This window comes from Amycolatopsis sp. 195334CR (assembly GCF_017309385.1).
Classification (GTDB): domain Bacteria; phylum Actinomycetota; class Actinomycetes; order Mycobacteriales; family Pseudonocardiaceae; genus Amycolatopsis.
Window position 1 is genome coordinate 4397928 of sequence record NZ_JAFJMJ010000001.1, and the last position, 21170, is coordinate 4419097.

The 21170-nt window shown below is 70.8% G+C and carries 23 protein-coding genes; 15 read left to right on the plus strand and 8 right to left on the minus strand.

The window, feature by feature from the left end:
• Window positions 1-7: 7 nt before the first annotated feature.
• Window positions 8-934 (plus strand): NAD(P)/FAD-dependent oxidoreductase, encoded by a 927-nt coding sequence (locus JYK18_RS20595; protein WP_206803562.1) that lies wholly within the window; start codon window positions 8-10, stop codon window positions 932-934.
• Window positions 935-944: 10 nt separating this feature from the next.
• Here the strand turns inward: JYK18_RS20595 and JYK18_RS20600 are convergent, their stop codons facing one another.
• Complete coding sequence (locus JYK18_RS20600) at window positions 945-1556, minus strand: class I SAM-dependent methyltransferase (RefSeq protein WP_206803563.1); 612 nt, start codon at window positions 1554-1556, stop codon at window positions 945-947.
• Window positions 1553-2743, minus strand: coding sequence for a glycosyltransferase (locus JYK18_RS20605; RefSeq protein WP_206803564.1), 1191 nt, complete (start codon window positions 2741-2743; stop codon window positions 1553-1555). Before JYK18_RS20605 ends, JYK18_RS20600 begins: the two co-directional genes overlap by 4 nt.
• 106 nt (window positions 2744-2849) lie before the next feature.
• On the opposite strand from JYK18_RS20605, the gene JYK18_RS20610 reads away from it, so the two are divergent.
• The 6 genes from JYK18_RS20610 (at window position 2850) to JYK18_RS20635 (ending at window position 7433) form a co-directional block, all read left to right on the plus strand.
• On the plus strand, window positions 2850-3281 hold the full coding sequence (locus tag JYK18_RS20610) for an SRPBCC domain-containing protein (RefSeq protein WP_206803565.1): 432 nt from the start codon (window positions 2850-2852) through the stop codon (window positions 3279-3281).
• Window positions 3271-3603 (plus strand): helix-turn-helix domain-containing protein, encoded by a 333-nt coding sequence (locus JYK18_RS20615; protein ID WP_206803566.1) that lies wholly within the window; start codon window positions 3271-3273, stop codon window positions 3601-3603. The genes JYK18_RS20610 and JYK18_RS20615 overlap by 11 nt, the downstream gene beginning before the upstream one ends.
• Window positions 3604-3738: 135 nt before the next feature.
• On the plus strand, window positions 3739-4929 hold the full coding sequence (locus JYK18_RS20620) for a helix-turn-helix domain-containing protein (RefSeq protein ID WP_206803567.1): 1191 nt from the start codon (window positions 3739-3741) through the stop codon (window positions 4927-4929).
• A gap of 524 nt (window positions 4930-5453) precedes the next feature.
• Window positions 5454-5750: a hypothetical protein gene (locus tag JYK18_RS20625; protein WP_206803568.1), complete on the plus strand. Its 297-nt coding sequence runs from the start codon at window positions 5454-5456 to the stop codon at window positions 5748-5750.
• Between the two features lie 67 nt (window positions 5751-5817).
• Window positions 5818-6984, plus strand: coding sequence for a hypothetical protein (locus tag JYK18_RS20630; protein ID WP_206803569.1), 1167 nt, complete (start codon window positions 5818-5820; stop codon window positions 6982-6984).
• Window positions 6954-7433: a GNAT family N-acetyltransferase gene (locus JYK18_RS20635; protein ID WP_206803570.1), complete on the plus strand. Its 480-nt coding sequence runs from the start codon at window positions 6954-6956 to the stop codon at window positions 7431-7433. Before JYK18_RS20630 ends, JYK18_RS20635 begins: the two co-directional genes overlap by 31 nt.
• Before the next feature lie 213 nt (window positions 7434-7646).
• Here the strand turns inward: JYK18_RS20635 and JYK18_RS20640 are convergent, their stop codons facing one another.
• Window positions 7647-8129 (minus strand): hypothetical protein, encoded by a 483-nt coding sequence (locus JYK18_RS20640; protein WP_206803571.1) that lies wholly within the window; start codon window positions 8127-8129, stop codon window positions 7647-7649.
• A 250-nt stretch (window positions 8130-8379) separates the two neighbouring features.
• On the opposite strand from JYK18_RS20640, the gene JYK18_RS20645 reads away from it, so the two are divergent.
• Entirely contained in the window at window positions 8380-9120 is a 741-nt protein-coding gene (locus JYK18_RS20645) for a carbonic anhydrase family protein (protein WP_206803572.1), read from the plus strand.
• 96 nt (window positions 9121-9216) lie between these two features.
• Here JYK18_RS20645 and JYK18_RS20650 read toward each other — a convergent pair whose 3' ends face one another.
• On the minus strand, window positions 9217-9594 hold the full coding sequence (locus tag JYK18_RS20650) for a MarR family winged helix-turn-helix transcriptional regulator (protein WP_206803573.1): 378 nt from the start codon (window positions 9592-9594) through the stop codon (window positions 9217-9219).
• 86 nt (window positions 9595-9680) lie between these two features.
• Here JYK18_RS20650 and JYK18_RS20655 point away from each other — a divergent pair, with 86 nt between their 5' ends.
• On the plus strand, window positions 9681-11105 hold the full coding sequence (locus tag JYK18_RS20655) for an MFS transporter (RefSeq protein ID WP_206803574.1): 1425 nt from the start codon (window positions 9681-9683) through the stop codon (window positions 11103-11105).
• Here JYK18_RS20655 and JYK18_RS20660 read toward each other — a convergent pair.
• Entirely contained in the window at window positions 11053-11901 is an 849-nt protein-coding gene (locus JYK18_RS20660; protein ID WP_206803575.1) for a DMT family transporter, read from the minus strand. The two genes, JYK18_RS20655 and JYK18_RS20660, sit on opposite strands and share 53 nt — an antisense overlap.
• Window positions 11902-11975: 74 nt before the next feature.
• Between JYK18_RS20660 and JYK18_RS20665 the strand changes: the two genes are divergently transcribed.
• The 4 genes from JYK18_RS20665 to JYK18_RS20680 all read left to right on the plus strand — a co-directional run bounded on the left by JYK18_RS20665 (window position 11976) and on the right by JYK18_RS20680 (window position 16196).
• On the plus strand, window positions 11976-12863 hold the full coding sequence (locus JYK18_RS20665; RefSeq protein ID WP_206803576.1) for a LysR family transcriptional regulator: 888 nt from the start codon (window positions 11976-11978) through the stop codon (window positions 12861-12863).
• A gap of 46 nt (window positions 12864-12909) precedes the next feature.
• On the plus strand, window positions 12910-13755 hold the full coding sequence (locus JYK18_RS20670) for an SDR family oxidoreductase (protein WP_206803577.1): 846 nt from the start codon (window positions 12910-12912) through the stop codon (window positions 13753-13755).
• A gap of 31 nt (window positions 13756-13786) precedes the next feature.
• Window positions 13787-14908, plus strand: coding sequence for a 5-methyltetrahydropteroyltriglutamate--homocysteine S-methyltransferase (locus JYK18_RS20675; protein ID WP_206803578.1), 1122 nt, complete (start codon window positions 13787-13789; stop codon window positions 14906-14908).
• A 136-nt stretch (window positions 14909-15044) separates the two neighbouring features.
• Window positions 15045-16196 (plus strand): hypothetical protein, encoded by a 1152-nt coding sequence (locus JYK18_RS20680; RefSeq protein WP_307795966.1) that lies wholly within the window; start codon window positions 15045-15047, stop codon window positions 16194-16196.
• A 3-nt stretch (window positions 16197-16199) separates the two neighbouring features.
• Here JYK18_RS20680 and JYK18_RS20685 read toward each other — a convergent pair whose 3' ends face one another.
• The gene (locus tag JYK18_RS20685) at window positions 16200-16631 is read right to left on the minus strand and encodes a hypothetical protein (RefSeq protein WP_206803579.1); all 432 of its coding nucleotides are present in this window, start codon (window positions 16629-16631) and stop codon (window positions 16200-16202) included.
• A gap of 73 nt (window positions 16632-16704) precedes the next feature.
• Here JYK18_RS20685 and JYK18_RS20690 point away from each other — a divergent pair, with 73 nt between their 5' ends.
• Entirely contained in the window at window positions 16705-17025 is a 321-nt protein-coding gene (locus JYK18_RS20690) for a PadR family transcriptional regulator (protein WP_206803580.1), read from the plus strand.
• Window positions 17022-17654 carry a permease prefix domain 1-containing protein gene (locus tag JYK18_RS20695; protein ID WP_206803581.1) on the plus strand — a complete coding sequence of 211 codons (633 nt, stop codon included), beginning with the start codon at window positions 17022-17024 and terminating at the stop codon, window positions 17652-17654. Before JYK18_RS20690 ends, JYK18_RS20695 begins: the two co-directional genes overlap by 4 nt.
• Here JYK18_RS20695 and JYK18_RS20700 read toward each other — a convergent pair.
• Both JYK18_RS20700 and JYK18_RS47550 read right to left on the minus strand, forming a co-directional pair.
• The gene (locus JYK18_RS20700) at window positions 17636-18775 is read right to left on the minus strand and encodes a serine hydrolase (protein ID WP_206803582.1); all 1140 of its coding nucleotides are present in this window, start codon (window positions 18773-18775) and stop codon (window positions 17636-17638) included. The two genes, JYK18_RS20695 and JYK18_RS20700, sit on opposite strands and share 19 nt — an antisense overlap.
• Before the next feature lie 74 nt (window positions 18776-18849).
• Complete coding sequence (locus JYK18_RS47550) at window positions 18850-20910, minus strand: acyltransferase family protein (protein WP_206803583.1); 2061 nt, start codon at window positions 20908-20910, stop codon at window positions 18850-18852.
• Window positions 20911-21170: the final 260 nt, after the last annotated feature.

Here is a 21170-nt window from a genome sequence, read left to right on the forward strand (position 1 = left end):
TTTTTCGATGTACGACGTGATCGTGGTAGGCGCCGGGCCGTCCGGCCTGAACGCGGCGCTGATCCTGGGCCGCGCGCTGCGGCGGGTGCTGCTGGTGGACTCGGGCGAACCCCGCAACGCCAGGGCGCACGCGATGAACGGCTTCCTCAGCCGGGACGGGATCGACCCGGCGGAATTCCGCCAGATCGCCAGGGACGACCTGGCCAAGTACGAGACGGTGACCGTGCGGGACGTCGCGGTCGCCTCGGTGTCCGCGGGCGAGGAGGGCGCGTCGGTGGTGCTCGCCGACGGCACCACCGAACAGGCCCACAGCGTGCTGCTGACCGTGGGCCGCCGCGACAGGTTGCCCGAGGTCGACGGCGTGGCCGAGCTGTGGGGCCAGGGCGTCTACGGCTGCCCGTACTGCCACGGGTTCGAGGTGCGCGGGCAGAAGCTGGCCGTGCTGGGGGCGGAAACCTCCGCCGCGCACCTGGCCGTGCAGCTCACCCGGTACAGCTCCGACGTGGTGCTGTTCACCGGCGGCGCGCCGGACTTCGACGAGGAGGCGGCCGCCGCGCTCAAGGTATGCGAGGTGGACGTGCGGACGGAACCGGTCGAGCAGGTCATCGGCGCCGACGGCCGCCTCACCGGCGTGCGGATCGGGGGCGAGACGATCGCGCGCGACGCGATGTTCATCAAGACCCCGCTCGACGCGCACGGTGAACTCGCCGAAGCGCTCGGCTGCGAACTGATGGACGACGGTTCGGTGCGGATCGACGAGCACGGGCACACCTCGGTCGACCGGGTCTACGCCGCCGGGGAAGCCGCGCGGCTGCCGAACTGGCCGTCACCGTGGATCCACGCGGTGACCAGCGCCGCGCTGGGCGCGATGGTCGCGCTGAGCATCGACCACGACCTGATCGTCGCCGACGTCCGGTCGAAGTTCGGGAGGTGAGGGCGAGCCCTCACCTGGCCGTGCTGGCCCAGCCGGTCAGGTGGGGGATCTTCACCCCGAACGGGCCGTGGAGCAGGAACTCCTCGGTCTCCACCCGGTCGAACCCGGCCGCGTCGATGGCGCGGCCGGTCTCGCGCGCCGGATCGCAGCCGCCGTCGAGCCAGCGCGACGCCGGCGCCACGGTCTTCTGCGCCCAGCGCGACCAGGTGCCCTCGGGCGCGGCGACGTGCTCCAGGAACACGTAACGGCCACCCGGCCGCAGCACACGCACGATCTCGGCGAGTACCCGGCGCTGGTCGTCGACCGAGCACAGCACGATGGTGCCGACCACCGCGTCCACGCTGTGGTCGGCCAGCGGAATGGCCTCCGCCGCTCCGCCGATGACCTGCCCCCTCGCCTTCTCGCGCAGGCGTTCGTGCAGGTAGGGATTGGGTTCGAGGCCGAGCCAGCGGACGTCGCGGCCGAAGTGCGCGGTGTTCGCGCCCGCGCCGGGGCCGATCTCCAGCACCGTGCCGGTCAGGTCCGCGAGGAGCTTGCGCCGCTGCGGGACGTACATGCCCGCCCCACCGGCGGAGCGGTTGCGAGCGGCGCGCTTCCAGCCGCGTGCGGTGCGCGTGGTCATCCGGTGGTGACCCCTTCGGTGACCTGTTCCACGACCTCGATCACGCGCGCGGCTCCGTCCTCGTCCCGCAGTTCCGCCGCGATCCCGGCGGCTCGTCGAGTGTAGGTCGGCGCCTCGGCGATCTTCGCCGCGAGCGCGTCCCCGGTGAGCTTGCGCGCCGGGAGCACGCCCGGCGCGGTGCCCAGCTCGGCCAGGCGCTTCGCCCAGAACGGCTGGTCGTTCGAAAACGGCACGGGCACCGACGGCACGCCCGCGCGCAGCACCGCGGCGGTGGTGCCCGCACTGGCGTGGTGCACCACGGCGGCGACGCGCGGCAGGAGCCATTCGTGGGGCACGTGACCGACCGCGAGCACGTTCTCGCCGGAGGCGGCCAGGTCGCCCCAGCCGGTGTGCACGATCGCCCGCAGTCCGCTGCGCCGGATCGCGTCGGTGAGCGCTTGTTGTCCGCGTCCGGCCTTGCCGGCGACCACGCTGCCGAAGCTGAAGTAGACCGGTGGCGGGCCGTTGTCGAGGAAGGCGACCAGCTCGGCGGGTGGTTCCGCGGTGGAATGCGGCCACCAGAAGCCGACCATCTCCTGTTCCGGGCGCCAATCGCGCGGGCGCGGCACCACGATCGGGCTGACGCCGTGCAGCATGCGCTGGTGCGGGTCCGGGGTGAACTTGCCGTCGAGCCCGAGGCGCGTGCGCAGTTCGGCCAGCGGTTTCGCGAACATCCGGGGTCCCAGGTGGACAAAGAGTTCGCCCGTCCCGCGGTTGAGCCACGGTCCCAGATCGCGGCCGCCGAACAGGGCGGGGGACATCTCGCGGGTCGGCGCGGCGGGCTGCAACGGCAGCGCGAGGCACGGGATGCCGTTGGCTTCGGCGAGGCTGTTGCCGAAGATCAACGTGGACATCGGGCAGAGCAGCACGTCGGCGTGCCCGGCGGCGTCGATCATCTCCGGCACCTGCTCGCGCAGGCCGTCCACCATCAGCCGCATCGGTGACTTCCGGCTGCTCGCGGTGACCTTCCGGGGATCGGTCGAGGACAGCCGGTGGAATCCCAGCCCGGCGCCGGTGATCGCCTCGCCGAACCGCGCCACCGCCGCGACCGTCACCGGGTGCCCGGCTTCGGCGAGCTGCCTGCCCAGGCCGAGGTAGGGCAGCACGTCCCCGTCGCTGCCACTGGCCAGGACCACCACGCGCGCCATGGGCCCGAGGCTAACCGCGCCGACCTGGGGCGATGCCCAGTCTTGACGCAACCGATTGGTTGCCATAGAGTCGCAACCAGTTGGTTGCTACCTAGTGGAGGTTCCCATGGCATTCCCCGACCGCATCGAGCGGACCGTCGAGCTGGCCCAGCCGCCCGCCAAGGTGTGGGCCGCGCTGACCACCGCCGAAGGGCTCGGCACCTGGTTCGGCAACCAGGCCACCATCGACCTGCGGCCCGGCGGATCGGCGCAGCTGAAGTGGGACACCGGCGACGCGGCCGACCTGCGGGTGGAGCGCGTCGAGGAACCGTCCGTGTTCGGTTTCACCTGGCACATCTACGGGCTGCCCGAGGGTGACCCGCGTCGCACCTACGTCGAGTTCACCCTCGAACCGGTCGACGCGGGCACGCGGTTGACCGTGGTCGAGAGCGGGTTCGGCCAGCTCTCGGCCGACGACCACGAGAAGGCCTTCGGCGGAAACGTCAAGGGGTGGGCGGCCGAACTGGGCGAGCTGATCGAATACCTCGATGCAGCCTGAGCAAGAGGCGGTCGCCGAACAGGTCTTCACCGCACTGGCCGACCCGAGCCGGCGCGCCATTCTCGGTGCGCTGGCCGCGGGTGGGCCGGCCACCGCGACCGAACTGGCCGGTCGCCTGCCGATCAGCAGGCAGGCCATCGCCAAGCACCTGAACCTGCTGGCCGAGGCCGGTCTGGTGACCGCGGAGCCGGGGGAGCGGCGCCGGGTGCGGTACCGGCTGCGCTCGGCGCCGATGCGGGTGGCCCAGCAGTTCCTGGCCGCGCTGGCCAGCGACTGGGACGGCCGGTTGGACGCGCTGAAGACGCGCCTGGAGCAGACTTGAGCGCGCGGCTCGTAATTTACGCGATCGAGCGGAACCGGATCACCACGCGTAGTGACGTAGTCGCGGTGTTCACCTGATCCAGGGCTCGATACCCTGGACGAGTTGGCGCGTCTAGGTGAGAGGTGGCGTTCGGCGATGGAACCCGCGACGGAACTGGGGCGGCGGCTCCGGGAGATCCGCGGGTGGCGGCAGCTCAGCCTGCGGGCGGTGGCCCAGCTGTCGGGCTACTCCTTCACCTACCTCGGCCAGATCGAGCGCGGTGAGAAGCCGGTGAACAGCAGGCGGGTGCTCGAAGCGCTCGCCCGCACGCTCCGCGTCTCACCCGCCGAGCTGACCGGAAAGCCCTACGCGGCAAGGGATCCGCTGGACGACGACATCCGCGCCGGGGTGCCCGCGGTGGAGGAGGCGCTGACCGGCTGGTGGGTCGGCGAGGTGCCGGAGCAGCCGGAACGGCCGTGGGCGCAGCTCTCGGCGGACGTGGTGCGGCTGAACAAGGTCCTGCGGCCCGACGCCGACTTCGCCGCGCAGGTGGTGCTCATCCCGCAGCTGATCCGCGAGCTGCTGACCGCGTCGGCCGATCCGGCGTACCGCCGCGAGGCGCTGGTCGGGCTGATCGGCACCTACAAGGCCGCCGCCTACCTGGTGCACGACCTCGGCTTCGCCGGGCTGCCCGCGCTGGCCGTGGAGCGGATGCGCCAGGCGGCCGAGGAACTCGACGATCCGGTGTGGACCACCTACGCCGCCTACCAGCGCGCGCAGCTGCTGTCCGGGGCCAACCGCGCGCGGCAGTACGAACTGGCCGTCCGGGTGGCCGAGATGTCCGGCGCCCGCGCCGAAACGGCCGGGCTGGCGCACCTGACCGCCGCACTGGCCTCGGCCACCCGCGGGCAGGCCGACCAGGCGCGGACGCACCTGGCCGAAGCGGCCGCGCTGGCCGACGCGCTGGAGCCGGACGTGAGCCCGTGGATGGACACCAACTTCGGCCGGACCAACGTCGGCATCTGGCAGGTGACCATCGGGCTGGAGCTCGGCCTGGGCGCCGGCGTGGCCGAACTGGCACGCGTAGTGCGACCCGGTGGGGTTTCCCGCTCCCGCCAGTCCGCCTTCTGGATGGATTTGGGCCGCGGCCTGCTCACTGAGCGGAAGACCCGCGAACAAGGGCTTTCCGCCCTGCTGAAGGCGGAGGAACTGGCCCCGCAGAAGGTCAGGAACAACGTTTTCGCTCGTGAGGCCGTCGCGGACCTGCTCGGCAGCGCCCGCCGCGAAGCCGGTGGCCGGGAGCTGCGCGGACTCGCCTGGCGCATGGGTGTTGCCCCAACCGGGTAGACCACGGCGGCTGTGCACTCCTGGTGCACAAACCGGCCCCGGACGCGCCTAGCGTGATTGCGCGATCACGGGAGGTGCTGGTGCCTGGCGAAAGACCGGAGCCAAGGCGGGCGGACGGCGAAAGCCCCGCCGCGTTCGTCAGCCGGGTTTTCCGTACCTGCCGTTGGTGCGGCACGCGTTATCCCGACGCCTGGACCTGCTTGTTCCACGAATGCCGGTGCGACGGCGGAGGCAGGCCACCGTGGCCGGAGGCCGACTCCGACCGCGGCGCCTGGTTCGCCACCGCCCGCTCAGCCCCCGGTGGAACGGACTGACCCCCGACCCGTCCGTTCCCCCGGGTTCCACCGCCCCGCGGCGTCCGAAGAGGACAGCCGCCCGACCGCGCCACACCGGACAGTCCGCTTAGGACCGCAGTGGTGGCGGTGAGTAACCGTTCGGCTGTGGTGACAGTGATTTCTCGCCGCCTGTTCCCTCGACTTTTCGCGCGCGGTACCGTTTGTGCTCGGCGTCGGCGCGAGAGCGGGGTGATCAGCATCGAGGCCGGGACCACCGCGGATGCCGCGACCGAACTGCTCGTGCTGCTCGATCGGCTGCGGGCCCAGACCGGCCGCGAGGACGTGCCCAAACGGGAGGTCCTCGACGACAACCTCGCGCTGCTCGCCGAGGACATGCGCGCGCTGCAGCGCGGCCTGCCCGGCACCGTGCACCCCGAACTGACGCTGAGCCGCTGGTCGAAGGTGCAGTCCCTGCTCGGCGGGCGGGCCAGGTTCGCGCCGCTGGTGTCCGCCATCTCCAGCCGGATCGAGCACCTCTTCCGCTGAACTTTCGCTGAGCCGGCGCACATGTGGCGCACAGCCCGTTCACAGCCCGTGCCGCTTCACTCACGTTATGGCCAAGAAGCTCGCCGCCCTTGTGCTCCTGGTGTTCGCCGCGTTCGCCGTGCGCACGCTTTTCTTCGACTACCGGTCCGGGGACTACAACGCGTTCCTGCTCCGCTGGTACGAGTTCATCGAGCAGAACGGCGGCTGGGCCGCGCTGCGGCACGAGTTCGCCAACTACAACGCGCCCTACCTGTACCTGCTGGTGGTGCTGAGCTACCTGCCGGTGCCGCCGCTGGTCGGGATCAAGCTGATCTCGGTGGTGTTCGACTTCGTGCTGGCCTGCTTCGCCTACCGGATCGTCGACCTGCGGTACCCCGGGCGCTGGTGGCCGGTGGCGGCCGGCGCGGTGGTGGTGTTCCTGCCGACCGTGGTGCTGAACAGTTCGATGTGGGCGCAGGCCGACTCGATCTACTCGGCGTTCGCGCTCGGCGGTCTCTACTTCGCCCTGCGCCACCGGCCGTACCTGGCCTGTGCCTTCTTCGGGCTGGCGCTGGCGTTCAAGCTCCAGGCGGTGTTCCTGTTCCCGGTGTTGCTGCTGCTGGTGCTGGCCAAGCACGTGCCGTGGCGCGCTTTGCTGCTGGTGCCCGCGGTCTACCTGGTGCTCGACCTGCCCGCGTTGCTGATCGGCGCCGATCCGGTGGCGCTGCTGACGATCTACGCGACGCAGACCGAGACCTACGGCCAGCTCACGCTCAACGCGCCGAACGCGTACCAGTTCCTGAGCGAGGTGAGCGGGACCGACGTGCTCAAGGCGGCGGGAGTGGCCCTGACCGGGGCGCTGCTGCTCGGTGGCACGGTCGCGCTGCTGGCCAGGGCGACCGAGCTGACCACCACCCGGATCGTGTTGCTGGCAACGGTTTCGGCGTTGCTGGTGCCGTACTTCCTGCCCGCGATGCACGAGCGGTACTTCTACCTCGCCGACGTGCTGACCGTGGTCGCCGCGTTCTCCCTGCCCCGGCTGCTGTGGCCACTGCCGATCCTGACGCAGTTCGCCTCGCTGTTCTCGTACCTGCCCTACCTGGCCCCGGACAGCCCGGCCATTGTGGACTTCCGGGTGCTGGCGATGGTGATGCTGGCGGCGCTGGTGCTGGCGGTCTGGGTGACCGTGGAAAAAGTGCTTGAGCGAGGTCCTAGTCTGCCGGAATGGACGAGATCATCACCTATCTCGAGATGACCGCGCCCGGCGAACTGCGGCCGGCGGAACCGGTCGACGGGCTGGTGCTGGACCCGGTCGGGCACACGTCGCCGTTGATCAGGGAGCTGCACGCGCGCATCGGCACGCCGCACGGCTGGAGCAGCGCCACCCGGACCGACGCGGGCTGGGCGGAGTGGCTGGACAAGGAGGACCGCGAGTACCGGGTCGTCCGGTTCGGCGGGGAGGCCGCGGGCGCCACCGACTACGTGGCGCGGGACGGCGGGGACGTGGAGATCAGCACCTTCGGCCTGGTCCCGGAGTTCGTCGGCCGCGGGCTGGGCGGGTACGCGCTGACGCTGGTGGTCCGAGAGGCGTGGGCGGTGCCGGGCGCGCGGCGGGTGTGGCTGCACACGTCGACGAAGGACCACCCGAACGCCATGCCGAACTACCTGCGGCGCGGTTTCCGGACGTTCGACCCGAACCAGTAGCGCGGGGGCGGCTGGCCGGGGTCGTTCTAGCAGCGCCGGGGGCGGCCAGCCGGGGTCGTTCTAGCAGCGGGGGCAGCCGGCCGGGGCGGTTTAGCAGCGCGGGGACAGCCGGCCGGGGCGGTTTAGCAGCGCGGGGACAGCCAGCCGGGGCGGTCTAGCAGCGCGGGACAGGCAGCCGGGGGCGTTTCTAGTAGCGGGGCAGCCGCGGTCGTTCTAGCAGCGTGGGGGCAGCCAGCCGGGGTCGTCCAGCACGGCTTCCGGCGAGACCGGCATCTCGCCGCCGAAGCTGAAGCCGACCAGGGCGCCGGGGCAGACCGGCACCCCGGCCGGGCCGTCGCCGGTCTGGGAAGCGCGCCAGGCCACCGGGTCGAGGCCGACGCGCCACACCTTCCAGTACGGGTCGCCGTCGGCGTGCCCGGCGCAGTCGTCGTCGATCGCGGAGGGGACTTCGTTGATGCGGCAGACGTACCCGGCGTCGCCGTAGGGGCCTTCGCCGCGGCCCGCGTGCACGGCGAGGCCGGTGCGGTCGAGCGCCTGCCGGGCGTCGGTGGCACCGGTTGCGCAGCGGACCACGAGTTCGCCGGGCAGTGCGACGGCGACGGTGACGCCGTCGCATCGCGCTTCGACCGGCTTTTCGGGGGTGAGCGGGGTGGGCAGGGTCAGCAGCAGCGACGCGAGGACAGGAATAACAGCCACAAATCGGACAGTACGGCTGTTCTGCTTGCTGCGCGATTCGAAGCGGTGTTGCGCAGATCACCTTCCATTCGCGGGAAAGGTGCGCCGAATTGACCTGCTTGTTCGCAAATGCCCGGTTACCGGGTACTTGTGAGAGCGGGCGAAACGGGAGAAGGATGTGTTACCTCGCAATCGAGTTCCTCCAGCCGAGTGAACCGATTTGTCCGAATGGATCATCAGTTTCATTCGGGTCCTCGAAAGGTTTCCGAGCGTGACACGTAGACGCCTCACCGCTGTCCTTGTTCCCCTCGCCCTCGTGGTGGCGACGCTGACCGCGGGCGGTACCGTCGCCCAGTCGCAACTGCCGAGGCAGAGCCCGATCAACGTGACCCCGGGCGCGATCAAGATCGATCCCAGCCAGCCGAAGCTGAATGTCTCGTACGGGCATTCGGACGTCGAACTGGAATACGTCCGGAAGGACACCGCCGAGTCCGCGGGGTGCACGACGCGCCACCACGAGGAGACGGAGGAGGCCAACGTGACGCCCGGCGCCGGGCACGTCACGGTGGCCGGGGTGCGGTACGAACTGGAGCAGTTCCACTTCCACACCCCGTCGGAGCACCGCTTCGGCGGGCACGCCGATCCGCTGGAGATGCACTTCGTCCACCGCAGCGCGGCGGGACGGCTGCTGGTCATCGGCGTGCCGCTGCGGGCCGGGCACAAGTCCACTGTGGACACCGTGCTGGCGAAGCTGGCGCCGGAGTGCGGTGAGCCGGAGGAGGTGCACGACATCGACCTGAACTCGCTGCTTCCGGCGAACCGGAGCACGCTGCGCTACGACGGCTCGCTCACCACGGCGCCGTTCAGCGAGGACGTGCAGTGGTTCCTGACCGCGGAACTGACCGTCAGCCAGGCGACGATCGACCGGTTCCAGAGCCTGTTCGTCGATGGGAACGCGCGTGCCGTGCAACCGCTGAACGGCCGAACGGTCACCGGCGTGCCGCAGTTCTGACGGATCCCTTGCGGGTGCGGTGAATGTGGCTTTCACAGCGGAATTCGCAGTGAAAGCCACATTCACTGCAGCGGCCTACGCCTCGAAAGGCGGGGGTCAGGCGTGCAGGGTGCGGGAAAGGATCGCGCGGTGCGTGGGCTTGGCTTCCGCGTAGCGCCGGCGCCCGGCGTCGGTCAGGGTGATGAAGATGCCGCGCCGGTCGGCGTCGCAGATGGCGCGTTCGACGAGGCCCTCGCGTTCCAGGCGGGCGACCAAGCGCGAGGTGGCGCTCTGGCTCAGGTGCACCGCGTCGGTGAGATCCGCGCCGCGGCACTTGCGGTCGCAGGTGGCGAGCCGCTCCAGTGCCTCGAACTCGTTGATCCCGATGCCGTGGAGCTCCTGCAGTTGGCATTCGAGCGCGTTGAACACCGCCGCGTGCCGCGCGAACAGCTCGTGCCACTCCCGCACCAGTGTCTGCTCGGCCACATCGCTCACCCGGCGAAGATAGCATGCACACGAATCTGATGCAACGACATTAAATGCATTGGCATTAGATGCGCGTGCATGTACTGTCCTGACCCATGAGCTTGTCCACGTCTTCAACCCGGTGGGACGCACGCCTGTGGGGCGTGCTCCTGACCGTCTCCACCGTCGTCGGCCTCGATGCGCTCGACGTGTCGATGGTCGGCGTCGCCCTGCCGTCCATCCAGGCCGAACTCGGCCTCTCCACCAGCGCCCTGCAATGGGTCGTCAGCGGCTACGTCCTCGGTTACGGCGGCCTGCTCCTGCTCGGCGGCCGCACCGCCGACCTGCTCGGCCGCCGCCGCGTCTTCCTGGTCGCGGTCGCCGTGTTCGCCGTCGCCTCGCTGTTCGGCGGGCTCGTCGACAGCGGCCCGCTGCTCATCGCGAGCCGGTTCGTCAAGGGCCTCGCGGCCGCGTTCACCGCCCCGGCCGCGCTCTCCATCATCACCACGACCTTCCACGAGGGCCCCGCCCGCAACAAGGCGATCAGCATCTTCGCCGTGTTCGGCGCGAGCGGGTACTCCGCCGGACTCGTCTTCTCCGGCCTGCTCACCGAGGTCGGCTGGCGCTGGACCTTCCTGCTGCCGGTGCCGATCGCGCTCGCCGCGCTGGTCGCCGCGATCAAGCTGATCCCGCAGTACCGCCCGGAAACCGGCCGCGGTTACGACTTCCCCGGTGCGATTACCGGCGCGGCCGGTTCGCTGCTGCTGGTCTTCGCCGTGGTCGAGGCACCCGAGATCGGCTGGGCGTCGCCGCGCACGCTGATCTCGTTCGCGCTCGCCATCGCCCTGCTGGTCGCCTTCGTGTTCATCGAGAAGCGCTCGAAGCACCCGCTGCTGCGCCTCGGCATCCTGCGCTCCGGCCCGCTGGCCCGCGCGAACCTCGGGGGAGCGCTGTTCTTCGGCGCCTACATCGGGTTCCAGTTCGTGGTGATGCTGTACCTGCAGTCGGTGCTGGGCTGGTCCGCGCTGCAGACCGCGCTCGGCTTCCTGCCCGCGGCGCTGATCGTCGCCTTCGGTTCGCCGAAGATCGAGCCGCTGATCGACCGGGTCGGCACCCCGCGCACGATCCTCGCCGGGGTCGCCGCGCACGTCGTCGGTTACGCGTTGTTCCTGGGGATCGACAAGGACTCGAGCTACGCCGGGGCGGTGCTGCCCAGCATGATCCTGCTCGGCATCGGCTTCACGCTCGCCTTCTCCTCGCTGAACATCCAGGCCACCGCGGGCATCAGCGACGACGAGCAGGGCCTGGCAGGCGGCCTGCTCAACACCTCGGTCCAGGTGGGTGGCGCGATCGGGCTGGCCGTGGTGACCGCGGTCCTCACCGCGAACGGCGGCGAGGGCGTCCACGTGCTCGACGGGCTCACGCCCGCGCTGGCCGTGGTCACCGGGATCGCCGTGCTCGGCCTGCTGGTCGCGGTTTCCGGGGTGGTCAAGCGCTCGCGCGCGGCCGAGCCGGAGCTCGCGCTCGCCGCGTCGAAATAGCGGTCCACGCGGTCACGACGCTGATGCAGCCGAGGCCGAGCCAGCGGAGCGCCGAGAGCCGCTCGTCCAGCACGAGCAGCCCGGCGACCGCGGCGACCGCCGGTTCCAGGCTGAGCAGCAGGCCCACGGTCCCGGCGCTGATCCGCCGGAGCGCGGACTGTTCGAGGGTGTACGGGAGTACCGCGGTGATCGTCGCGACGGCGGCGCCCGCCAGCAGTACTCCCGGCGCCCAGTCCACCGGCTGCGCGAGCAGTCCGGTGGGCACGCCCAGCACGGCCGCGAAGGCGACGCCCCACGCCAGTCCGGAGGCGTCGCCGGTGAGCAGGGCGACCTTTCGGCTCAGCAGCAGGTAGGAACCCATCGCCACCGCGGACAGCAGCGCGAGCACCAGGCCCGGCCAGTGCAGCGGACCCCCGGCGGGATCGTTCAACAGCCAGACCCCGGCGCCGGCCACCACGGCGGCGCCGAGGTCGGCGGGCCGTCGCGAGCCGAGCAGGCCGACCGCCAGCGGCCCGAGCAACTGCAGCGTGCTCGCCACCCCGACCGGCAGGTACCGCATCGCCGGGTAGACCAGGTTCATGCCCGCGATCGCGGTGCCGAGCCCGAGGATCCACGGCAGTTGCCGCCGGTCGGGCAGCTTCGGGCGGAACCACAGCAGGAGCAGGACCGCCGCGAAACCCAGGCGCAGCGCGACAACTCCGCCCGCGCCGATGTCCCCGGAGAGCTGCTTGCCGAAGGCCTGACCGGTCTGCGTGCAGATCGCCGCGGTGAGCACGAGAAGCGGGGCGGGAACCATGCCGCCAGCATCAGCCCGCCGGACCGTTCAGGTCCATCGATGATTTCGGCGCGTTTTCATTTAGCGTCGGCTACATGATGGACCTTCGACGGGTACAGGTGCTGCGGGTGCTGGCCGATCGGGGCACGGTCACCGCGGCGGCCGAAGCCCTCTACGTGACGCCCTCGGCGGTGTCGCAGCAACTCCGCGCGCTGGCCGACGAACTCGGCGTCGAACTGCTCGTCCGCGACGGTCGCCGCGTGCGCCTGACCGCCGCCGCGCACGCGCTCCTGGAGCACGCCGACGCGTTGCAGGAACACTGGGAACGCGCTCGCGCGGATCTCGGCGGGTCCCGCCGGACCCTGCGCTTCTGCGGGGTTTCCTCGGCCGTCGCCGCGTTGCTTTCGCCTGTCGCGGCGGCCATGCACGCCCGCGATCCGCGACGCCGCATCGAGTTGATCGAGGAAGAGAGTGAGGAGTGCTTCCGCCTCCTGCTCGCCGAACAGGCGGATCTCGCGGTGGTCCTGCCGACCCCGGCGAGCCCGCCGGTCGACGATCCCCGCTTCGAGCAACGGGTGCTGCACGAGGACCCGCAGGATCTGCTGGTGCCCACCGGCCATCCGCTCGCCGGGCGTCGCGCGGTCACGCTCGCCGACGCCGCCGCCGAGCGCTGGATCGTCAAACCCCGCGAGAACGACACGTACGACCTGTTGCTCTCGGCCTGCGCGGCGGCGGGGTTCACGCCCGCGATCGCGCACCAGGTGAAGGAGTGGTTCGCCATCTCGCGGCTGGTGGCCGACGGGCTCGGGGTCTGCCTGCTGCCCAGGATCGTGCCGATCCCCGCCGAGCACGCGGTGACCAGGGTGCCGCTGACCGGGAACCCGCGACCGGTCCGGCGGCTGATCGCCTGCCTGCGGCGGGGCAGCGCCGGTCAGCCGGATCTCGCCGAAGCGCTGGCCGTGCTGGACGGGGTCGTGATATAGCTTTGTAAGCAAAGATGATTTGCTGGCAAAGCAAAGGGAGTCCAGGATGACCGTTCTTGTCACCGGCGCGCGCGGCAACATCGGCAGCAGGCTGGTCGCCGAACTGGCCAGACGTCGCCACCCGGTGCGCGCGTCGGCCCGCGACCTCACCGGGCTGGTGCTGCCCGATGGTGTCGAGCCCGTGCGGCTGGACCTGCTTGAACCGCACAACGCCGAGGCCGCGCTGGCCGGGGTCGACGCGATCTTCCTGTACCCGACCCGGACCGCGCCGACGGAATTCCTTGCGGCGGCGGAGAAAGCCGGGGTTCGGTACGTGGTGCTGCTGTCCTCTCCGGACGTTTTCGAAGGCGCGCCGGACAACCCAATCCGCCGCGGCCACCTCGCCGCGGAACGGGCGGTGCGGGAGTCGGGCCTGCGGCACACGGTGATCTACCCCGGCTGGCTGGCCAGCGACGCGCGCCGGGACTGGGGTGAGCAGATCCGCACCGGCGACCGCGTCGGCATCGCCCATCCGGAAGGGCAGTTCACCCCGATCCACGAGGACGACATCGCCGAGGTGGTGGCCGAACTGCTCACCACCGATCGCTACCACGGGCACTCGCTCACGCTCACCGGGCCGGAATCGCTGAGCCAGGCGGAAATCGTCGCGGTGCTGGCCGAGGAACTGGGCCGTCCGATCGCGGTCGAGGCGCTGACCAGGCAGCAGGCGCACGACCGTCGTGAACCATGGATGCCCGAGGCGATCCTGGACCACTTGATCACCGTCGCCGAGCGGGCGGGCGCCATGCCGGCGCCGGTGAACAACACGGTCGAGCGGTTCACCGGGCACCCGCCGCGCACGTTCCGGCAGTGGGCGGCCGAGCACAAGGAGCACTTCTCGGCAAAGGGTTGATCGGACCGGGCACCTCCCCGACGATGAGGGGATGACTCCGCGCGAGACTCCGCCGTTCCGTGCCGATCACGTGGGCAGCCTGCTGCGCCCGCCCGCACTCCGGACCGCCCGCGCGAGAGCCGCGACCGGGGAGATCGGCGCGGTCGAACTGCGGGCCACCGAGGACGACGCGATCCGCGAGGTGGTCGAGTTGCAACGCGCCGCCGGGCTGCGGTCGGCCACCGACGGGGAGTTCCGCCGCGGTTCGTGGCACATGGACTTCATCTACCGGCTGCGCGGCATCGGCAAGAGCGACGAGCAACTGCACGTCACCTTCCACAACGAGCAGGGCGATCTCGAGTTCAGCCCGTCGGCCTTCCGGGTGAACCAGAAGATCGGGCTGGACGAGGTCGTCTTCGCCGACGACTTCACCTACCTGGAGTCCATTGTGGACGACGCGGTCACGGCGAAGCAGACCATTCCGTCGCCGAGCATGGTCTACTACCGCGGCGGACGGGCCGCGGTGGACCAGACGGTGTACCCGGACCTGGAGGAGTTCTACGAGGACCTGGCCACCGCCTACCGCCAGCAGATCGCCGGCCTGGCCGGGCTCGGCTGCACGTACCTCCAGTTGGACGACACCAGCCTCGCCTACCTGAACGACCCCGAGCAGCGCGCGATGATCGCCAGCATCGGCGGTGACCCGGACAAGCAGCACGTGCGCAACATCGCCACGATGAACGCCGCCCTGCGCGACCGGCCCGAGGGGCTGCGCGTGACCACGCACCTGTGCCGCGGCAACTTCCGCTCGTCGTGGGTCGCGGCCGGTGGTTACGACTTCGTCGCCGACGCGTTGTTCAACGAGCTGAACGTGGACGGCTACTTCCTGGAGTTCGACGACGAGCGCTCGGGCGGGTTCGAGCCGCTTCGGTTCGTGCCCAAGGGAAAGCAGGTCGTGCTCGGCCTGGTCACCACCAAGCGCGGTGAGCTGGAGAGCGTCGATTCCCTGCGCGCCAGGGTGGAGGCCGCGGCGAAGTACGTCGATATCGACCAGCTCTGCCTGTCGCCGCAGTGTGGTTTCTCCTCGACCGAGGAGGGCAACGACCTGACCCTCGACGAGCAGAAGGCGAAGCTTGAACGCATCGTCGAAACGGCAGCGCTCATCTGGGGTTAGGGTGGGGATTCATCCGACTTTCGTCTGGCCGGTTTTGTCGGAAGCCGGTGCTTTTCCGCGGTTCGCGCGGGATTCGTGACAATCTGTTCCCGCGTCGGCGCAGCTCGTTCCCCTCCCGGTCCCCAAGGAGTGAACCGTGCTGTCCAACAAATTCAGAACCGGCTTGCTGGCCATCGGCGTCGCCGCGCTCGCGGCGGTTTCGGCCTTGCCCGCGGCCCAGGCGTTGCCCTCTGCGCAGGCGCTGCCCGAGCGGACGCTGACCGCCGGTGAGCAGCGCGTGCTCGACCAGCAGCCGCTCGTCCGCGCGGCGGAGGTGCTGCGCGCCCGGTTGGCCGAAGCAGGCGGCGGTTACGCGGGCATCGTGCTCGAAACCTCGGATGTGGTGCTGTGGTGGAAAGGCGCGACCACGCCCGCGGTCGAGGAAGCCGTGCGCGCGGCGAGTGCGCATGCGCCGGTTCGCGTCGGTGAGGCGGCCTACACCGAAGCCGAGCTCGACGCCGCCGCGGATCGCGTGAACCTTTGGCTGCGGCAGAATCCGGAGTCCGGCGCGTACGGCGTGAAGAGCCCCGGCGACGGCAGCGGACTGGTGCTTGCCGCGAAACCCGGCGTGATGAACACGTTCAGCGCACTGGACGAGGTCGCCGATGTCCCGGTGCGCGTACTGCACGAGGAACCGCTGGCGCCGGTGTCCCGCGGTGACGACGCCCCGCCGTGGAAGGGCGGCGCGCGCACCTGGAACCAGACCGCCAGCACCATCTGCACCGCCGGGTTCGGCGTGCGCAACGGCGCGGGCAACCAGTTCGTGCTGACCGCCGAGCACTGCGGCCAGAACGGGCACCGGATCGCCGACGGCGTCGGCGAGTTCATCGGCAACGTCGGCCAGGGCCACAACGACCACGACATCGCGCTCATCCCGACTTCCCAGGCGAGCAACCGGATGTACGTCGGCGGCGGCAACAGCAACACCACCGAGCAGGTGCTCGGCTGGACGCACGTCTTCGTCGGCCAGCTGCTCTGCCAGAGCGGGGTGACCAGCGCCGAGCAGACCGGGAACCCGGTGTGCGACCTGAAGGTGCTGTTCTTCTGGCAGGACGCCGAGGACCTGGTGGAGGTCGAACAGCAGCAGGGCCAGCCGGGCGCCCGCGGCGGGGACAGCGGTGGCTCGGTCTACCTGAAGGTCAACGGCGGGGTGCAGGCGGCGGGCACGGTGACCCGGGCGGCCGGACCGCGGATGGGCTTCCAGGACTTCGCCACCGCCAACGCCGACTTCGGCGTCTACATCCCCTGAGCCTCAGGCGCCGGTGGTCGAACCGGGCCGGACGATCATCAGCACCACGACCACCGCCCACAGCAGGTTGAACACACCGGTGAGCATGCTGAGCCGGGTCGCCAAGCGGCCCGGCTCGGCCTGTTCCGGCAGGTCGAGCAGCTTGCGCTGACCGGGCAGGATGGCCGCCACCAGTATCCCGGCCGCGGCCGCGGTGAGCACCACCGAGACCAGCAGCCAGACATCGGTGAGCACGCCGAGCGCGGCGCCGGTGGCCACGCCGAACACCGGGACCGCGATGCCGACCACGGTGTACCCGCGGCAGATCCGGTGCAGCAGCGCGCCCCCGCCGCCCTCGGCGCGCGCGTAGCGGGGGAACAGGGACGCGGCCACGGCGATCGGCCCGACCACCAGGATCGCCGCGAGCACGTGCACGGACAGCAGGAACTTGGTCAAGGGAGTAACCTCGCTACATGTAGGCAGCCAATATGTACCCTTCCTACTGCATTTATGGGTAGGCTGTCTACTCATGAGGGCGGACGCGGTGCGCGGGCACCTGGACGGGTTGCTGCTCGCGGTGCTCGAACCGGGGCCGCTGCACGGGTACGCGATCATCGCCGCGGTGCAGCAGCGCAGCGCCGGCGCGCTGGAACTGCGCACCGGCACCATCTACCCGGCGCTGAACCGGCTCGAGCGGATCGGCCTGCTGCGCAGCGGCTGGCAGTCGGTCGGCGAGCGCAAGCGCCGGTGCTACGAGCTGACCGACGCGGGCAGGCGCGCACTGGCCGACGAACGCACCGGCTGGGCCGAGTTCACCACCGCGATCGGCTCGGTGCTCAACCCGTCATGAGTGAAGACCCCGTCGAGGAGTACGCCGTCGCGCTGGCGGACGCGTTGCACGGGCCCGCGCGCGCCAAGGCCAGGATGGTCGGGGAGATCCGCGACGGGTTGGCCGACGCGATCACCGAGCACACCGCGGCCGGGGTGCCGCACCGGCAGGCCGTCGAAGCCGCGGTGCGCGAGTTCGGCACGGTCGAGGAACTGGTGCCCAGTTGCCAGCGCGAGCTGACCATCGGGCAGACCAGGGCCACCTCGCGGGTGGTGGCGCTGACCGTGCCGGTGCTGATCGTCTGCTGGCTGGCGGTGTGGAGCGGTCGGGAACTGCCCGAGGCCGCGCAGGTGCTGGCCGCGGTCGCGGTGGTCGCCGTGCTGGCGGCCGGGATCACCCTGGCCACCACCGGCGCGCTCGCGCGGCGGCTGCCGATGCCGCCGCTCCTGCCGCTGGTGGCCGCGTGGACCGGGACCACCGCGAGCGTGGCGATGCCGCTGGCCACCGTGGTGCTCGTGTTCGCGGCATCTGAGCACCGAGCCTGGCCGCTGGTGCTGCCCGCCGCGGTGCTCAGCGTGGTTTCCCACGGGGTGGTGGCGGCTTCGGCCCGTGCCTGCCGCCAGTGCGCCCGTCAGCTCAGCGCGTCGTAGACCGCCTTGGCGTAGGCCGCGCTGCGGTCCGAGCCGATGATGCCCGGGGCCATCCGGTTCATCATGTAGGTCAGCGTCATCCGGCGCTCCAGGTCCATGATCACCATCGAGCCGCCCCAGCCGCCCCAGAAGCAGATGCGGCCGTCCGGGATCCACGGCAGCACGTCCAGTCGCGGCAGCCCGAAGCCGATGCCCCAGCGCAACGGGATGCCGAGGCCGAGGTCCACCCCGTTGGCCTGCTCGTCGAAGATCAGCTCGATGGTGTCCCGGCCGAGCAACCGCACGCCGTCGACCGTGCCGCCGCGGGGGATCACCGAGAGCAGGCGCGCCAGCGAACGCGCGTTGCCGTGGCCGTTGACCGCGCCGAGATCGGCCTTCCGCCAGGCCGCGGTGTTGGCGACGCTCGCGTCGATCGCCGGTCCGGTCAGGGTTTTCACCATGATGTTGTCCGGGCCGAGCGCGGCGAAGTCCAGTGCCAAGGCCGGTGGCGGCACCACGTCGGCGATCCGGTGCCAGTCCTTTTCCTCGGCGCCCAGCCGGAAATCGGCCTCCAGCGGTCCGGCGAGCTCATCGGCGACGAACTGCTTCAGCGGCTTCCCGCTGACCCGGCGGACCACCTCGCCGATCAGGTGCCCGAAGTTCGACGCGTGGTAACCCGAGGCCGTGCCGGGCTCCCACCACGGCGCCTGCGCGGCCATCCGGGCGGCCGCCCCGGCGACGTCGTAGAGGTCCTCGACGGTGGCGGGCTGCTCCAGGCCGGACACCCCGGAGGTGTGCGAGAGCAGGTGCCGGACCTCGACGTTCTCCTTGCCGTTCGCGGCGAACTCGGGCCAGTAGCGGGAGACCGGCGCGTAGGGGTCCAGCTGACCGCGGTCGGCGAGCACCAGCGCGGCCAGGCTGGTCACGGTTTTGGTGGAGGACCAGACGTTCGTGATGGTGTGCTCGTCCCACGGGGAGCTGCGCGCCTGGTCGCGGAAGCCGCCCCAGAGGTCGACGACGCGCTCGCCGTCGAGGTCGACCACCAGCGACGCGCCCAGTTCCTCGCCGGAACCGAGGTTCTCCTCGAAAACCGCGCGGGCGGCGGCGAACCGCGGGTCATGGGTGCCGTGGACCAGGCTCATGATCATCTCCTCGAACGGGGCGGGGTGCCCTCGCTACGCTAAAACCTGACGCCCACGGCACAGGCAAGCCGGGGTCAGCCCTCGGTGATGCCGAGTTCCGCGGCGATCATCGGCTTGAGCGAAGTCGCGTACTCCCGGTTCAGGTGGTCGGCGTCGTAGTAGACGACCACGTTGCCGATCACGCCGTGGCACTGCTTGGCGTCGCAGAAGTAGTCGGTCAGGTCGATCAGGCCCACGCCGGGGTCCCGGCTGGTGCGCGCGGCCTCGGTGAGCGGGTCCAGCGGTTGCGCGCGCTTGCGGTCGACCCCGCAGGCCGCCGGGTTGTGCGCGTTGATGCTGACGCAGTCGGGCTGGCGGACGTCCCCGTTGAGCGGCGGGTCGGCGAGCACGTACACCTTGGCACCCGCCCCGGTCCACGCGCTCCAGTAGGTGCCGAGGCCTTCGCGGTACTGCGCCAGCTGTGACCGGCCGCTGCCGTCGTCGGCGGTTTCCTGCCTGGCGTAGAACGAGGTGAACACGTACGCGGGGCGTTCGGCGGCGATCGACGAGGCCAGGTCGCGCGACCAGTGCGTGCACTCCGGCACCTCGTCGGAGTCGCGGGGGTTGCCCCGGAAGCCGCGGTAGGAGATGTCGGCCATCGGGCAGGCGCCGAGCAGCCCGAGCTTGACCACCCAGCCGTGCTCGCGGGCCAGTTCGAACAGCGGGGCCTGCCACTGCTGCGCGTGCGAGTCGCCGACCAGCCAGGCGACCTTCGGCCGGGGCGTGCCGCCGCTGAAGTCGCAGACGCTGACGGTCTTCGTGTCGCCGGCCAGGTGCGTGTCGAGCCACTCACCGCATTCGGGCGGGCGCTGGTGGTACTCGCTCGACGGGCCGAGGTAGGGCACCTTGGCCGGGCCGAACGGCGCTTCGCACCCGCTGTCCGGTGCGAGGGCGGCCGCGCCGTGGCAGACCTTCACCGTGTCGCGCTTCGCGGCCAGTTCGCTCTCCGCGACCTCGTCGTCGTAGGCCCAGGTGAGGCTGGTCGAAGCCAGCGCGATCACCGCCATGCCGGCGACCACCGCGGTGAAGGTGGCCCGCGCGCTGCGTGCCAGCGGCTGCCAGCTCAGGCCGCGGTCCTCCACGAAGCGCTTGGTCAGCCAGGCCAGCAGCACGGACACCGCCAGCAGGCCCAACTGCTGCCACAGCGACAGGCGCGCCGAACCGAGCACGAACGGCGCGAGCACGATCAACGGCCAGTGCCACAAATAGAGCGAATAGCTGATGCCACCGAGGAACTGCACCGGACGTGCGGCGGTGACCCTGGTGTGCCACTGGTCCCCGGGCCGCGTACCGCCCAGGATGACCAGTCCGGTGCCGACCGTGGGCAGCAGCGCCAGCCAGCCGGGGAACGGGCTGGCGTGGTCGAAGAACACCGCCGAACCGAGGATCAGCGCGAACCCCGCGGCCGAGGCGAGCGCGCGTTCCCGCTTCAGCAGCGGGATCTTCAGCGCGCACAAGGCGAGCAGCGCGCCGATCGCGAACTCCCAGACGCGGACCGGGGTGACGAAGTAGGCCGCCTCCTTCGAGGTGGCGGTGAGGTAGACGCAGTAGGCCAGCGAGGCGGCCCCGGCGATGGCGATCCCGGTGGTCATCGCGCGCCACCCGCGCACGCGGAACAGCAGCAGCAACAGCAGCGGCCAGCAGAGGTAGAACTGCTCCTCCACCGACAGCGACCAGTAGTGCTGGGCCAGGCTCGCCGAGGCGGACAACGCCGAGTAGTCGACGGAATTGGCCGCCAGCAACCAGTTCTGCACGTAGAAGGCGCTGGCCAGGATCTCCTGCGCGTTCGTTTCCCAGCGCGGGAACGGGAGCACGAAGTAGGCGGCCAGCAGGCTGAAGAAGAGCACCAGCAGGGCCGCGGGCAGCAGCCGCCGCGCGCGGCGCGCGTAGAACTTCCCGAGCCGGATGCGGCCGGTGCGGCCCACCTCGCGGCCGAGGTGGGAGGTGATCAGGAAGCCGGAGATCACGAAGAAGACGTCCACGCCGACGTACCCGCCGGTCAGCCCCGTCGGCCAGAGGTGGTTGAACACCACCGCGAGCACCGCGATCGCCCGCAGCGCCTGGATGTCGGTGCGGAAAGGGGTCTGGGTCGCCAACAGGTCATCTTTCTCGGCTCGCGGGCGGGGCAGGGGGTCATCCAACCGGACGGGGGCGCGTGGACGCGAATTTCCTTGCTGTGAGTAGGTCCACACCGCTCGCGGGCAACCTTTTCCCGCGTGTGCGAACGGTTATCGCCGCCGCCACGCGTGGCTATCGCCGCTGGTGGCCAGGGCGTGTTTTATCGGTCTGTTCGATGGGCTTCGTGATCCAGGTGGTTCCTGGCGGTGCCGGGCGTTCGGCCTCGTACTGGCCGTAC